11 protein-coding genes and 1 tRNA gene are annotated in these 15,192 nt (G+C 56.3%); 4 read left to right on the top strand and 8 right to left on the bottom strand.

From position 1 onward, the window contains the following. The first annotated feature begins 582 nt into the window (after positions 1 to 582). The gene (locus tag VNX88_19320) at positions 583 to 1,911 is read left to right on the top strand and encodes a hypothetical protein (GenBank protein HWY70827.1); all 1,329 of its coding nucleotides are present in this window, start codon (positions 583 to 585) and stop codon (positions 1,909 to 1,911) included. Between the two features lie 54 nt (positions 1,912 to 1,965). Here VNX88_19320 and VNX88_19315 read toward each other — a convergent pair whose 3' ends face one another. After that, positions 1,966 to 2,541 (bottom strand): TetR/AcrR family transcriptional regulator, encoded by a 576-nt coding sequence (locus VNX88_19315; GenBank protein ID HWY70826.1) that lies wholly within the window; start codon positions 2,539 to 2,541, stop codon positions 1,966 to 1,968. A gap of 221 nt (positions 2,542 to 2,762) precedes the next feature. On the opposite strand from VNX88_19315, the gene VNX88_19310 reads away from it, so the two are divergent. Then, the gene (locus tag VNX88_19310; protein ID HWY70825.1) at positions 2,763 to 3,878 is read left to right on the top strand and encodes a metallophosphoesterase; all 1,116 of its coding nucleotides are present in this window, start codon (positions 2,763 to 2,765) and stop codon (positions 3,876 to 3,878) included. 76 nt (positions 3,879 to 3,954) lie between these two features. On the opposite strand, the gene VNX88_19305 is transcribed toward VNX88_19310, so the two are convergent. Continuing rightward, a complete protein-coding gene (locus VNX88_19305; GenBank protein HWY70824.1) occupies positions 3,955 to 4,938 on the bottom strand; it encodes an AraC family transcriptional regulator in 984 nt (327 codons plus the stop codon). Positions 4,939 to 5,167: 229 nt separating this feature from the next. On the opposite strand from VNX88_19305, the gene VNX88_19300 reads away from it, so the two are divergent. Next, the gene (locus tag VNX88_19300) at positions 5,168 to 6,241 is read left to right on the top strand and encodes a class I SAM-dependent methyltransferase (GenBank protein ID HWY70823.1); all 1,074 of its coding nucleotides are present in this window, start codon (positions 5,168 to 5,170) and stop codon (positions 6,239 to 6,241) included. A gap of 133 nt (positions 6,242 to 6,374) precedes the next feature. Here the strand turns inward: VNX88_19300 and VNX88_19295 are convergent, their stop codons facing one another. From VNX88_19295 to VNX88_19285, 3 genes are all read right to left on the bottom strand, one after another. Next, entirely contained in the window at positions 6,375 to 7,397 is a 1,023-nt protein-coding gene (locus tag VNX88_19295; protein ID HWY70822.1) for an acetamidase/formamidase family protein, read from the bottom strand. 105 nt (positions 7,398 to 7,502) lie between these two features. Then, the gene (locus VNX88_19290; protein HWY70821.1) at positions 7,503 to 8,042 is read right to left on the bottom strand and encodes a DUF4199 domain-containing protein; all 540 of its coding nucleotides are present in this window, start codon (positions 8,040 to 8,042) and stop codon (positions 7,503 to 7,505) included. Positions 8,043 to 8,168: 126 nt separating this feature from the next. Continuing rightward, positions 8,169 to 8,639, bottom strand: a complete 471-nt coding sequence (locus VNX88_19285; protein HWY70820.1) for a response regulator transcription factor — start codon at positions 8,637 to 8,639, stop codon at positions 8,169 to 8,171. A gap of 118 nt (positions 8,640 to 8,757) precedes the next feature. Here VNX88_19285 and VNX88_19280 point away from each other — a divergent pair. Continuing rightward, positions 8,758 to 8,834, top strand: a tRNA-Arg gene (locus tag VNX88_19280). Positions 8,835 to 9,349: 515 nt separating this feature from the next. Here the strand turns inward: VNX88_19280 and VNX88_19275 are convergent. The 3 genes from VNX88_19275 to VNX88_19265 all read right to left on the bottom strand — a co-directional run bounded on the left by VNX88_19275 (position 9,350) and on the right by VNX88_19265 (position 15,098). After that, on the bottom strand, positions 9,350 to 11,872 hold the full coding sequence (locus VNX88_19275) for an ABC transporter permease (GenBank protein ID HWY70819.1): 2,523 nt from the start codon (positions 11,870 to 11,872) through the stop codon (positions 9,350 to 9,352). A 229-nt stretch (positions 11,873 to 12,101) separates the two neighbouring features. Beyond that, positions 12,102 to 13,055, bottom strand: coding sequence for a hypothetical protein (locus VNX88_19270; GenBank protein HWY70818.1), 954 nt, complete (start codon positions 13,053 to 13,055; stop codon positions 12,102 to 12,104). Between the two features lie 183 nt (positions 13,056 to 13,238). Further along, the gene (locus tag VNX88_19265; GenBank protein HWY70817.1) at positions 13,239 to 15,098 is read right to left on the bottom strand and encodes a sodium:solute symporter family protein; all 1,860 of its coding nucleotides are present in this window, start codon (positions 15,096 to 15,098) and stop codon (positions 13,239 to 13,241) included. Positions 15,099 to 15,192: the final 94 nt, after the last annotated feature.

Here is a 15,192-nt window from a genome sequence, read left to right as displayed (position 1 = left end):
TTTCTGCGCATTCGCGCTCGCGCGTTTGCATTCCGGCTCCGCTGGATGCATGATTCTCTCAGGTGCCTAACCTCCGCTCCATCGCAGTAGTTGGACTCATGTCTTTGAGTTTGGCGTTCCTGAACGCTGCGCTGTTGTTGCCGGCATCGGCCGTGACAGGAGGTATTCCGGCGCCTTGCCACCAGGACAGTTCGATGCCACTGCCTGTTGGCCATCATCACTCGAATCACGACTGCTGTACCCTGGGACATAATCGCGCTCTGCCGTCTGCTTCTGTGGAGCCTTCAGCCGCTCCACTCGTAGCAGTTGCCATCCCAATTCCCTACATTTCCCAGATCGATTCGAAGCAACACCCACTACCGGAATTCAATGATTCCGGTCCACCGGCCTCAGGTCCCCTCCGAATTTAGCCAACATTCCTCCTGATCCGTTGCGCGCCTGGCGGCAATCGCCTTGCTGTGTGGCACAGCCGCCCAAGGCTGTGGCTCTGCCCAAAGCCAACACAGCGAGGGTGCCGGTGCCACAAGATGCAAAACCCGAGGCATGCGCTTCTCAAACGATCAAAGTCTGCACGGAGGGAAAGTGCGAAGAATTGTGTTAGCTCTTGCGCTCATCGGGAGCGCAGTGATGCGCTCTGAAGCTCAAGATTCCGGCATGGAAACGTCACAGCAGGGTGAGTCAGATCACGACATGCACCACATGCACGACGATCACAACATGATGAACATGCAGTCTGACTCGCTGCTTCAGCTCATCCAGCATCACGCCACGGCCGGCACCGACGCCGAGCCAAACTCGACTCCGAACGACATGATCATGACCATGAGGCACAACTGGATGTTGATGTTCCACGGCGTGGCCTTCCTGAGCGACACGCAGCAAACCGGCCCGCGTGGACGTGACAAGTTCTTCTCGACAAACTGGATCATGCCGATGGCTGAGCGCGAACTAGGGAACGGAACAATCACCTTTCGCACCATGCTCAGCTTTGAGCCTGCGACGGTTTCACAGCGGCAGTATCCATTGCTGTTCCAGCAGGGAGAGACGGCGTTCGGCAAGGCGATCGTCGACGGACAGCATCCGCATGACTTCTTCATGGAACTCGCCGCCATGTACGACTATCGAATTGGTGAGAAGACCCTGCTGTCGTTCTACGCAGCGCCGGTTGGCGATCCAGCGCTCGGACCGGTTGCCTATCCTCACCGCCCGTCAGCAGCAGAAAATCCAGTAGCAGCGCTGGGGCATCATCTTCAGGACTCAACCCACATAGCCGACGACGTAATCACAGTCGGCATCACGCATCGCGCGATCAGGCTGGAGGCCTCCGGATTCCACGGCCGAGAGCCCGACGAGTTTCGCTGGAACATCGACACTGGCAGTATCGACTCGTGGTCTACCCGAGTCACCGTAAATCCAAAACAGAACTGGAGCGCCCAGTACTCCATCGGACAACTGCACAGCCCGGAAGAACTGGCTCCCGACGAAGACGTAAGACGCATGACTGCGTCCGTAATGTATAACCGCCCATTTCATAACGGGAACTGGGTTTCAACGCTGCTCTGGGGCAGAAACCAAAGCCTGGAAGACGGCAACGTAGGCAACGGCTATCTGCTGGAATCCACTGTGCGGTTTATGAACAAAAACTCAGCCTGGACCCGTATCGAAAATGTCGATCGCACGAACGAACTGCTTTTAGGCGAGAATCCATTTCCCCCAGGGTTCCATGAGCGCTTCTTTACCCGCGTGCAGGCATACACAGTGGGTTACGATCGCGAGATTGGCAACATCCCACACCTGTCAACCGCTATCGGTGGACAGTTCACCTGGTACGGCGTACCAGAAGTCTTAAGAACTGCTTACGGCTCTCATCCGGTAGGAGTAACGCTATTTCTGCGCGTTCGTGCGCACTGAATGGTTCAGTCTAGAAGGTAGGCAAACTCCCAGGGGCCTTTGGGGTCGATTCGATCACTTTTTCACGGCGGCAATCGTTAGCGTCGCTAGTTCCCGGAAGCTTCGTTGGAGGGCTTTTCGGTCGCCTTGGATCATTGGGTCGCGTTTGGCTCCCTCTGCTGCGCGGATCACGACGCGGACCATCTGCTCTGCTGTGAGCCCCGGCGGCGGTCCTGCAATCTCACCTGTCTTCTCGAGCGATCGAAAAAATTTGGCGAGCAGCTTTTCGTACTCCGCGCTCATCTCGTTGACTTTCGACTTCGCCAGCTTTGAGACGGTTTCTTCCAGTTCGGGCATATACTCGGACTTGCTGAAGACCTCGAAGGCCATTCCAAAGTACGCATCGAGCAATGCGGTAAGCTGATCCACTGCTGCGCCACCTTGGCGCTCGGCGGAGGCGCATCTCTGTCGCACCTGCTCGCCGAGATAGTCGAGGATCGCCAGAAAGACCGCGGCCTTATTCTCAAAGTGAAGATAGACGGTGCGTTTAGCCACCTGTGCCGCGCTGGCAATGTCGTCGATGGAAGTCTTGCGGTATCCGTACTTTGCGAACAGCTCCAACCCTGCCAGCAGGACGGCAGTTGGCTTCACTGACCTGCGTTGCGCACCTTCCTCGATTTTTTTGTGAATCCTTCTCACGGACAGTCCATCCAACCTGCTGTACTGAGTATACCAGAAGTGGATATTCGGTATACTCAGGACGAAAAGACTCAAAGAGGAGCAGCGGCGGAAATCCGCTGCCCCGACCGCTTGAAACGCGAAAGGAATTCTCACGCTTCATTTCAATAATCGGACTCGGAGCTAATCCAACCATGCCGTCACGAAAGCAACTGATCGGTTTCATTGCAGTCATTCAGTCCATTCTGTTCTTGGCACATTTTTTCCTCTATGAGACGTGGACATTTTCGCCCGAGGCCGGCGACGTTTCCGGAGCATTCTGGATCAAGCTGGTCCTTGGCCTTTTGTCCGTGAGCTTTGTGGCCACCTCGCTACTCGCCTTTCGCTACACCAATGCTGTTTTGCGCGCTTTGTATAAGGCTTCTGCGGTATGGCTCGGCCTGTTGAGCTTTCTCTTCCTCGGGGCGGGCGGCTCCTGGATTGTTTTCGGAGTCACGCGGCTGGCCGGGCTCGATGTGAACTTTCATCGCATCGTGGAAGTGCTGTTCGGTGCTGCCATAGCGGTTGGACTCTACGGAGTTTTCAATGCAAGCTGGACGCGCATTACGCGAACCACCGTACGACTCGCGAACCTGCCGGCGGCGTGGCGCGGACGAAGAGCGGCGCTGATCAGCGATTTGCACCTTGGGCACGTGCGCAACGGCAGCTTTCTACGGCGTATGGTTGCGAAAATCCTGAAGGAAGAGCCGGACGCGATTTTTATCGCCGGCGATTTATACGACGGCACCGCCATCGACGTGCGGCAAGCGGCGGAACCATTGAAGGAGCTCGCGGCGCCCCAGGGCGTGTATTTCGTCGCAGGAAATCATGAGCAGTTTGGAGACGACAGCAAATATCTGGATGCGGTTGCCGCATCCGGAGTCCGCGTACTCAGCAATGAGAAGGTGGACGTGGACGGCTTGCAAATTATCGGCGTCCCATACCGGAACGCCGTGCAGCACAGCCGGTTTGCCTCAGTGCTCCACGCCATCGGCCTGGACCGCAATCGCCCCAGTATTCTGCTGACTCATGCCCCCGACCATCCCGAGGTCGCAGAAGCTGCCGGTGTGTCTCTGCAGCTATCCGGGCACACGCACCTTGGCCAGTTCATACCCTGGAGCTGGATGGCGCGTCGGATGTACCGGCAGTTCGTATATGGTCTAAGCCGAATCGGGAAGATGCAGGTCTTCACCTCAAGCGGCGCGGGAACATGGGGACCACCGCTGCGGCTCGGATCGAATCCCGAGATCGTCGTGCTGGAGTTCGAGTGAAATTGTATCGGTCAAGGCCCGATCATCCTGCTCCAGATTGCTAATGGCGCTTCTGGAAAGCTCGCAGACTCCCCTACTACACGCTCGCTGCTCTTTGCGCTGATCTTGCCCGCATTCGAAAGCGGGCTGGAGGAGCTCCGAACTCGCGCTTGAAGGCGCGATTGAAGGCAGGCTCGGATTCGTAGCCTACGTCTCCCGAAATTCGTGCCACGCTGTAGCTGGTTGCAGTCAGCATCCGGGCTCCGAGCTGCAGCCTCCATCGCGCGAGATAAGTCATTGGAGGCTCGCCCAAATAATGTCTAAACCGCTCCGCCAGCACGGACCGCGATACTCCTACCTGCTGTGCGAGATTCGCGACCGTCCAGGAATATTCGGGAGCACGATGCAAATGTGCCAAGGCCGCTCCCACTCCGGGATCACGCGCCCCTGCGAGCCAGCCAGTGTGTTGCGAAGGCAGCTCCGCCATGTAACGTCGCATGGTTTCCACGAAGAGCGCTTCGGAAAGCCTTGCCAGTACCGCGTCGCTGCCCGCTCGGTGTACGCCCGCTTCGTTGGCTGAGAATTTGATGGAGTTTTCCAGCCATTGCCCTGCCGAGTCGTTCCTGATGTTCACTTTGAACACTGGCGGCAGTCCACCAAGAAAAATCTTGCTCAGCTCGCGATCGCACTCCATGTACCCGCACACAAAGAATGTGCTCTCGCCTCCTCCGCCTTCGTGTCTGAGAGACATTCCTTGCGAGAACACTTCTTCCAAGTGCGCGGAGTTGTCGACGATGCTCGCAGGTGAGCCGTTGAAGATGATGTGCGGGTCTCCGTGTGGAAAGACCACGATGTCCCCGGCAATCAGGTCGAGATTTTCGCTGCCGTTCTCAATTCTGGTACGAGCTCGTCCCTCCGTGAGGAGGTGAAAAATGATGAGGTGCTTTTGTCCCTTGCGCAGAAACGCCGAGAGTTCACACGCAGACGGCGAACGGACACCCCACGGAGCCGTGAACTCGGCATTCAGATACGCCGCACCCTCGAGCTTCACTGAATGCAGGATTTCTGAGAGAGCATCCATAGGGCTTTCGACTCGGATTCCCGGCTAAAGTTTCAGGACTTTCGAACAAACGATCCCACAATAGCGCGGGCAAATCAACTTTGCCAGACGCGCGGATAAGTACTACGCGGGATAAAACTGACATAGTCACATTCGTAGCGGCTAGGACCGCTTGCCAGCCGTTTCTGATGAAGTTGCCAGCAATGGCGGTAATGGGGATCAATTGATCCCAACAAGGAGAAGACTGGAAATGAGTACAGCACAGGTTCCCGTTCTTGACATGAACAAATTGAATGCCTTCATCGGTCAATTCGTCACCGATCTGGGCGCCTCGGTTCACGCCGGCATGGTCGTCATTGGCGAAAAGCTTGGACTATACAAAGCACTCGCGGCTCGCCCGATGACGCCAGCCGAGCTTGCCGCCGCGACGAAGACCGATGAACGTTACGTGCGCGAATGGCTTTCTTCACAAGCCGCAGGTGGATACGTCGCTTACGATGACAAGAACAAGAAATTCAGCCTCAGCGAAGAACAAGCGTTCACGCTGGCCAATGAGGACAGCCCGGCGTATTTGCCCGGCGCATTCGAGATGGCTTTAGGCTCGCTCGCCGCTGTTCCACGTATCACCGAGTCGTTCCGTAGTGGGAAGGGAATGGGATGGCACGAGCACGTAGACGGCGTCTTTCACGGATGTGAGAAGTTCTTTCGTCCCGGGTATGCAACACACCTCGTAAGCGAATGGATTCCTGCGCTGCACGATGTCAAGAAGAAACTCGAAGCCGGAGCGCGAGTCGCCGACGTTGGATGCGGAAAAGGTGCTTCGACCTTGCTGTTGGCGAAAGCATTTCCGAAATCTCAATTCTTCGGCTTTGATTATCACGACAAGTCGATTGAAGCTGCCCGCGAGTATGCCAAGCGCGACGGCATTGCGGATCGGGTTAGCTTCGAACTAACCAAGGCAAAGGAATTTCCGGGCAAGGACTACGACCTCGTCGCCTTCTTCGATTGCCTGCACGATATGGGCGACCCCGTCGGAGCGTCTGCGCACGTCCGTCAGTCGCTCGCGAAGGATGGAACGTGGATGATCGTTGAGCCCTTTGCGAATGACCAGTTGAAGGACAATCTGAATCCTGTCGGTCGAGTGTATTACGGGTTTTCAACGCTGCTCTGCACACCTTCCTCACGATCGCAGGAAGTCGCGTTGTGCCTGGGCGCTCAGGCAGGCGAGGCGCGCATTCGGGAGGTTGTTACTTCCGCGGGATTCAGCAGGTTTCGTCGCGCTGCGGAAACTCCGTTCAACCTTGTTTACGAAGCTCGGCCTTAACGAACTGGTACGAGGCTGGAACGCGTACCTGAATTGAATCCAAAGCTAAAGGGTACCCAGCCAACAGGTGTTGGGTGCCACTTCGGCGCTGACGTCAAAACCAAAACCACCACCCGCTACCGCAGGTGGTTCACTAGTGCCGTGTGGTGCTGAAGATGTTTTTCGGCATCATCACGTGCACGCCTTTGTTTCCGTCTACCAGCTCGGTGATGTCTGCATCTCCTGCCACGCTTGTGAGCATGTAGGCATCGTCGCGACTGAGGTGTTTCTCAGCTACAAGAAAGTCGATCATCTGTCGCACGGCAATGCGCGTGGCCTCGCTTAGGTCATCGTCGAATCCCATGCTGATGTAATGCGTGGGCGTCTCGGCGCGCGGATACGTGACCTTCGTGTCCTTACGGACGATGAATTGCAGCGTGCCCGTTAGGGAAGTCTCGAGCGCGGTGATATCGACTTCACCGTTGCCTTGTCCAGCGTGACCATCGCCGATCTCGAACAACGCTCCTCGCACGTGAACCGGCAGATAGAGCGTGGTGCCGGTTACGAGTTCCTTGTTGTCCATGTTGCCGCCGTGGATGCCGGGCGGCGCGCTGCTGATGCGTCCGTAGGCTTCGGGAGGAGCCACCCCCATGCTGCCAAAGAAGGGATGCAGCGGAATATCAATTCCTGGAGCGAAGCTGGCGATCATTCGCTGACGATCGAGCGGGATGATCTTTGTGCGGGCGTAAGGGAAGTCCTGCGTGAGGAATCCTGCGCCGAAGCGGAAGCCGTTGTATGCGTAGGGAATTGCGAGGTCGATCTTTTGCATGTGGATTTCCAGTGTATCGCCGCGCTCGGCTCCGTCGATGTAGACCGGGCCGTTGAGGATGTGACCGCCGGGACCGTGAGTCGTGATCTCCTTGTAGATGTCGCGCAGATTCTGCTGCACTTGATCGGGAAGTACGCCGGCTTTCTCCAGACCAGTCGGACTATTCGTGATCAATGTCTCGAACGTAACTGTATCGCCGGATTTGATGTGCAGAACAGGAGTTGCAGTCGCGTCGTAATAGCCCCACGCGACGGTCTTCGGCGTCGCCGGCAACGTGTAGGTTTGGCTGGACTGCGAGTACACATCCGCGGACAACGCCAGCAGGCAAAAGGCAAGGAACCGGTGCATGTTCCTCCTCGAGAGGATTGTGAAGTTGTGACAGCGGTATTGCCGATGATAGACGACTTCGCCGGGCGACGGCGCCCGGCGCTCCGTTTCGACTGGCAGGGACACTCACGACGAAGTGGCCAAGGACCCCTGTGTCGCTTGCGGTTTTTTCCTAAGAACCGCAGCGGAGATCAGTGTGATGAGAAGTCCGACAGGAAAGGGTTCGATGAACGTCATTGCGACGTTGAAGAGCGGATTCTTGTATTGCTCCTTGAACTTGTTCATATCCTGAATCTTCGCCTGGACGGCGGCATCGCTCGCGCCTGAGGCCTTGGCCTTTTCGATTACATGAGCGGCGTATTTGTCTGCGAAGTCGGGAAAGAAGTTGAAATAAAGAATCTCCCAGGTGACCACGTAACACAAACACGAAATCAGCGTGATGGAGATGCCGACCGCGAAGGCCTTTCCGAAGTTGATTTGGCCGTTGCCTTTGTTGTCGCGGTATGAGCGGATGCCGAAGAACACCAGCAAGAACGAGAGCACAATCGTCGTGTAGCCGAGCACAAGGGAGCCGGAGCCGTGTTTGGCTAAGGGCACGGTGGCGATCATCATTACTGAGGAAATCGCGCCGGAAATGAGCCCGAAGGTCAGGATGGTCTTTTTCATCTATGTCTCCTGGGAGTGAAATTTGAAATGCGGGTGCAACATACCGTGCGGGGCAGGGTTTCTGTCGTCATTCTTTCGGGTGATTTTGGCTTCGGGGAAGAAAAATCATTCGTTTGGGTGAGTCGATCAGGGGAGTAGTCCAAGTTCCTTGCCGAGCTGCACCGCCTGCGTTCGGCGCTTGGCGCCTAATTTGTCGAGAACGCGGCTGGAGTGAGTCTTCACCGTGTTCTCGCTCACGTAGAGCTTCTCTGCTATCTCTCGGTTGCTCAGGCCGTGAGCGATCAACTCGAGGATCTCAAGCTCGCGGCGAGTGATTCCGAGGCGCTCTCGTTTTGTTTCGTCTGGAATGAATGGTTGGGTGATTGGGACAGGGACCTCCTTCACGACGATCGTCTCATTGGTTCGTGTCAGCTTAAGACCGAGCCAGATACCCAGTACCGCAAAGGTTGCCGCGACGAGTCCACCATAGATTTCGAGGGAATGTTCGATGACCAGGAATCGATACTCGGTCCATTTCAGCAAGGCAATGAGGACTCCACCGACTAAGCCGTAGGTCAGGACACGCCGCTTCATAGGTCCGAGAGAAAGTGCCGCCAATGTTATCGCACGTTAGGAGCTGCGGATGCAGCATGCATCGGGCAGCAGAGCAAACGGATGCTGCGACGTGGTCGTAGCGCAAAACGGTCTGCGGTAAACTGAGGAAAAGCGTGGCCATGGCCCTGTAGCTCAGATGGATAGAGCAGCGGTTTCCTAAACCGTTGGTCGGGTGTTCGAGTCACCCCAGGGCTACCATTTTGTCAGGCGAGAAGGCGTTTATCGCCAGCTTCTGTACAAAGCAAATCCAAGGCAGGCTAGCGTAATGAACAGCGACAGAAGATCGAGCATGATCTTGGCTCTTCGCGTCGTCCTGCGGCTCGATGTTGGCGGGTTGTCGATATCGCTCACAGGCTCGTCGCCCTCATTCTGAATCTCGTCCCAGCGGCGAGTTCTATTCTGGTCCAAAGCCGGGATCGCTGCTACCGGGGACAGTATTAATCCAAGGACGTAGATCCGCAATGTACCGGAGTAACGTTTCCTCGGTAATGCGGGACTCGTCCCTATAGCTGCCGATTGGCAGCGACCACGCTCAAGGCGACGGTTACCGCTGTGCACAGAAAGGAATTACGGCTATTACGCGGGTTATCTGGCTTTGCAGAGGGAGCGGGCGTAAAGTGCTGGCATGATCATCTGGGAAGACGATTTCACGGCTGCTGCTCCAAGGCCAGGCTTCTTCTGGGTCATATTCCCGCTTCAGTAAGCCCTGAAATCTATTCATACCTTAGCGCTTTTGTTGGATTCACGCCGGCCGCGCGGCGCGCGGGCAGCATTGCTGCGAGCATGGCGACGGCAGCAATGACTACAACAACGGCTACCAGCGTGAGTGGGTCGGTGTTGGAGACACCATACAACTGACTGCGCAAGTATCTCGCTAGCAGCACAGCCGAGGGTACGGCGATTGCGACGCTGATGCCGGCGAGCCACAGCACTTCGCGCAAAACCATTTGCACCACCGAGCTTCGGCTGGCGCCAAGGGCCATGCGAATCCCGATCTCACGGGTGCGTTGCGCGGTGGAGAAGGCAAGGACTCCGTAGAGTCCAATTGCAGCGAGGAAGGTCGCTAGAACTCCAAAGCTCACGGCGAGGAAGGCAACAATGCTTTCATTCGTGACGTTGTTGTTGATTTGCCGATCCACCGTCAGCAGAGAATCGACGACCAATTTTGAGTCAAGGCTCTGCATGGCGGTTCGGATCGTATTCGTCGCCTCTTCGGGGGCTTGCCAGGTTCGAACATAGAACTGCATGAACGTTAGGCCCCTTTTGGGATCAACCTGCGTGTACGGGATATAAACTGTCGGGCCGATCTCGTCGCGAAGATTGCGGTGCTTTGCGTCGCGCACCACGCCAATGACTTGAAATTCAGGCTTGTCCTCGGGTGCTCCGCCGCGGGCGAAGTTATGTCCGACGGCTTTGTCCGGCCCTCCGAAATAGCGGCGGGCGAAGGTCTCGTTTACAACAGCGACCTTTGTTGTGCCAGCATGATCCTGATCACTAATGTCTCTGCCGATTACGGAGGGCAGCTTGAGAGTATCGAAATAGCCGGGGCTGATTTCGGCCCATTCGACGGCCATCCGTTCGTTCTCGCCCGGAGTGTAGCCGGGGATACCGATGCTGCTCATGCTGTCGTTGCCTGCCAGCTCAGGATCGCTCGTGGCGGCGGCCGAGCGAACTCCGGGAAGGCCTTTGAGCGTGTCGACGATGCGCTTGTACAGATCGGGATTTTGCTCAAGCTTGTAGCCTGCGTACCCCGGCGAGATGCCAAACGTCAGTAGATGATCCGAGGCAAAGCCGACGTCAACATTCCTCAAGTTATGTAGGGTCCGAACGAATAATCCCGCGCCAAAGAGAAGCAGCAGGCTGAGACCCATCTGCAGCGCGACCGAGCTGCGGCGTAACCTCAGTTGTCCTCCACTCGCGGTTGTGAGCTGTTGCTTTAGCGTTTGTACCAGATCGGGACGCCAGAACTGAAGCGCAGGTGCGAGACTGAACAGCAGTCCTACAGCTGCAGACAGGCCGAAGTTGAACACCAGTACTCGAATATCGGGGGAGGACGAAAAGGGAATCTGCCCTGACGAATCGGTCCAGATCTTGCGAAGCAGCAGTTGCGTTACTGACGGGGCTATCGCCAAACCTATTATTCCGCCGCCAACGCCCAGCACAAGGCCTTCGATTACAAGCTGCTGGACGACTCGCATGCGCGAGGCTCCGAGGGCGTAGCGCACAGACATTTCGCGAACGCGTCCGGCTGCACGTACCAGAAGCAAGCTGGCGACGTTAGCGCAGGCGATCAGCACAACGAGCCCAACCATCGCCATCACAATCACGAGCGGCGTGCCGATCTGATCGCGCACAGGCGAGAATCCTTGTGCGGCTTCGCTAAGACTGAGTTTTGACTTGGCAACAAAGCCCTCACGGAATTTGGGTGTGGCGTTGGGGATTGCCTTCAGTTCTTCCTCGCGCAGAGAACGCCACAAGGGAGCCAAGCCGGCCTCTGCTTGAGCGAGCGTCATTCCGGGTTTGAGTCTCCCAATGGCGTTCAGCCAGCGGGAACGGCGTTCGTCGAGATCATTCCAACCGGGAGTGATCTGCGGCTTCATCATCATCGGAGCGAATACATCAGGCGCGGCTCCTACGACAAAGCTTTTGAATCCCGGCGAAGCCACGCCGACAACCGTAAATGGATGGCTATTCACCAGAATCGTGTCGTTCACGACTCGCGGATCAGAACCAAATCTTCTTTGCCAATAGCCGTAGCTGAGCACGACGACGGGACTGCGCTCCTGCACTTCATCGTCGGATTGCACGAGCAGGCGTCCGACGGCAGGCTTCACTCCAAGCACATCGAAATAATTTCCCGACACGAGCTCGCCTTGCACGAGTTCAGGCTGGTTATGCCACTGGACTCCTACTTGCACCTGGTCAGTGGCTACTACGCCGCTGAAGACGGAGTTCTTGTCCCGAAGATCGCGGTACATGGGATAAGAGAAGTAATCATCGCTGCTTCCACCATAGGCACTGATTCTTCCGCGATCGCTTCCTGAGCTCTTGAGCATCACCAACTGCTCAGGATCTTGAACCGGCAAGCTGCGGAGCATTACCTGGTCGAGCAGGCTATAAATCGCCGTGTTCGCGCCGATGCCTAAGGCGAGCGTCAGCAGAGCGGTCACGGTGAAGGCCGGCGACTTTGTTAGCTGTCGCAGCGCATAGCGAAGGTCCTGCAGAAAGCGGTCCATGGAACTCCTTCAGTTACAGAAACACTGATTCTGGATTCCAAATGCACTTGCGCGTCCATGAGCGACGTTGATAAGTGATTGAATTCAGGTGAGTGGGACAGGATCTGCTGGGCGGAATCAGCCGTTGGCGTTCGATTTCGGACAGGATTATTTGGATCAACGGGGCATAGCCGCCCTCGGCTGTGTTGTCGGATCAGAGGTTCAGTAGCTTGGCGGTTCGCGGTTTGCGTCAGATGTGACCACTGATGCACGCGAGCGGGTCTCCGGATTTGGAGAGAATTTCGATTTGAAGGACATCGCTCAAGGGCACATCTTTGGAAGGAAGATTCACGCGATAAAACTCTCGTGCGGCGCCAAATTCTTTCCACGCTTCGCGGAGAAGATTTGCTGGCACCTCACCCAGGTCTTTTATCGTTGCTCCGGCCCAACGAATATGGAAGCGGAGTTCACGAAAGTCCAGGGGAAGGGTGGTGTAGAGGATCCGGCCACATGATCCAACGGAGGGTTCAACTTCGAGCGTGACGAAGTCGGGATAAGTAAGAGCCAGCTGGCTGTCTTTGTGGAATTCGTCTCCGCGGGGAGTATGTCTGCGCTCGAGGTGCTTGAAGAAATCACCTGAAAGATCAGCTGTGAACATCGCACAGTGAGTGACCTGCCAGTAGGTAGCATCTCCGATTATCGCTCCCGAATCGTACTTGAGAGGGCGTTCCTGCCGAACAGGCGGAGCCTCTGCGCAGCGAGGCTTTGAGGCATTCTTCGCTTCAGCCAATGCGCTCTCGAGGGCCGTGCGCCTGCTGTAGGTCTCCTTTTGGCTGGCCTTTAAACCCGGTGCATTCTGATAATCAAAATCGCGCCGTACTAGGAGAGTTTGATTGTCGCGAGATAGCTCCCATGTCTCCTTGATTGTTAATGGACCCGCGGTCCATGGTGTCACATTCCAGGGCTGAGACATCGGTTTCAAATCGAGTTTCGACTCGATAACTAATTTCTCATCTTTAAACCGAATGCGGTCCTGGCTAATGCCTGCCTCAAATGCGGGATTCGGAGAAGTACTACCCGTAAGACTGTAGTTGCGCGTGAGGCTTTCGCCATTGCGAGTAAGCGTGGTTGCCAGCCTGTCGGTGCTTTGCTTGACTTCAAGAACTAGCATCGGTCGCACAATGGATGAGTTCTCTTGGGTCATAACAAAGACTCCCGAGAAATCGGGTCTGCTCTGCGCCTCCGACAGCGAGCAGCAAATAAATGACAGACACAACGCGATCTGAAGGCGATACATAAGTCCATTCTGACTCGCTTGCAGGCACGTACGTCAAGAAATCTGAACTCAACGCCGCGGCTCCGGCGTGCTAGACCCAGCGGTCTTAGCTCAATGGCCGATGAACGCGGCCGTCTCCGTACCTGGCTTTCGCGTCGTGTGCTCGGGTTCTTCGACGAATGAGCGCAGCTGCTTCAGCAGAATCATCAGACAGGCAATCCCGATCACCAGCAGAGTAGTTCCCCGTGTTGGATGACCAAGGATCGCGTATCCCGCTCCGAAGAGGAACGAGTAAACCATGGCGCAGCCGAGAAGCCATAGTGCAAGATTGCGTCCTAGGTCGCGCGTGGGCTTCACGTCTTTTACGATCGCGGCAACCGGCTTCCATCCGCGGACGTCGGGACGAACGTGATGATAGAAGCTCACTAGAACTTCCTGGCTAACTGGTTTCGTCATGAAAGTGGCGATCAACCACGCGACGGTTGTGACCGCTGTCGTTACGCTTGCACTCTTGGCAAACTCCACCGCGGCATTTCCCGTAAAGGGATGTGTGAGGCGCAGTGTGAGCGAAGTGACGAGCGCTACGATCATCGCCGTGATCTCGCTCCAGGCGTTGATCCGCCACCAGTACCAGCGCAGCAAGTAAACGGCTCCCGTGCCAGCACTGAGCTCCAGCACCCACTGCCATCCGGACTGAATTGAGGCTAGCTGTGCGGCTACAAGCGCTGCGCAGATTACGAGAAATACAGTCACTACGCGTGAGGCTCGGACGTAATGCTTCTGTGTTCCTTCTGGTTTGATGAAGCGTTTGTAAAAGTCGGCGACCAGGTACGACGCGCCCCAATTGAGCTGGGTGGCGATCGTGGACATGAACGCAGCCAAGAACCCTGCAATTGCCAGACCTCGCAGTGATGCAGGCAAGTGTTGCGTGAGCACCAGCATGTAGCCGTCTTCGGGATGACGGCCTGGCGCGGAACCGTCCAGATTTGGATAGAGAACGATCGCAACGAGGCCAACCAAAATCCAAGGCCAGGGGCGAAGTGCGTAGTGGGCAATGTTGAACCACAGCACAGAGAGCAATCCCTGTTTCTCAGTTTTTGCGCTGAAGATGCGCTGAGCGATGTATCCGCCACCGCCCGGTTCGGCGCCGGGATACCAGAATGCCCACCACTGCAATCCGAGAAAGACCAGCAAAGTGATTACGGGAAGAGTCCACCAGGCCTCAGCCGTGAGGCCGCTGGAGAAATCAGGAAACAGTTTCAGTGGGTTTCCGTGTGCAGTTGTTGGAACCGGCGGCTGCGCAATCTGAAGCTTTCGCAGCAACTCGTGCAGGCCTCCTGCGGCGCTGATTCCGTAATATGCAACCGCGATCACCACTCCCATTTTGAGAACAAATTGGAACAGATCGGTCCAGAGGACGCCCCACAATCCCCCAATTGCAACGTAAAGTCCGGTGAAGGGAACGATAACGAAGATGCAGATTGCAAGCGCGGCATGTTCGCTGACGCCCATGACGACGCTGACGATGCTGATCATCGCTTTTGTTACCCATCCGAGGATCAGGCAATTCATCAAGAGGCCGATGTATATAGCGCGAAACCCGCGAAGAAACGCCGCAGGTTTTCCTGAATAACGCATCTCGGCAAACTGCACATCGGTGAGCAATCCGGATCGCCGCCACAGCCGAGCGAAGAGGAAGACCGTCATCATTCCTGACAGCAGGAACGACCACCAGAGCCAATTGCCGGCAATTCCTTGCGTGTATACAAGGCCGGTCACGAGCAGCGGCGTATCGGCGGAGAACGTGGTTGCGACCATTGACGTTCCCGCCAGCCACCAGGAAACCGACCGGCCCGAAACGAAATACTCTTCCATGCTGCTACCGGAGCGTCCACGGAAGTAGAGGCCCATCAGGACGGTAATACCCAGGTAGCCAATGATCGCGGACCAGTCGAGCCAGGTGAGTTGCATGCCGGAAGATTAGCCGTGAACGAAGCCCGAGGCAATCAAAAGCTTGGAGAAAAACGATTTATGAAGTCTGTTCCCCACTGCCTGTCCGCTTCGA

The organism is Terriglobales bacterium (assembly GCA_035567895.1).
GTDB lineage: Bacteria > Acidobacteriota > Terriglobia > Terriglobales > Acidobacteriaceae > Gp1-AA112.
Note: the sequence above shows the minus strand (reverse complement) of the source record. Positions and strands in the feature narration are given on the sequence as shown.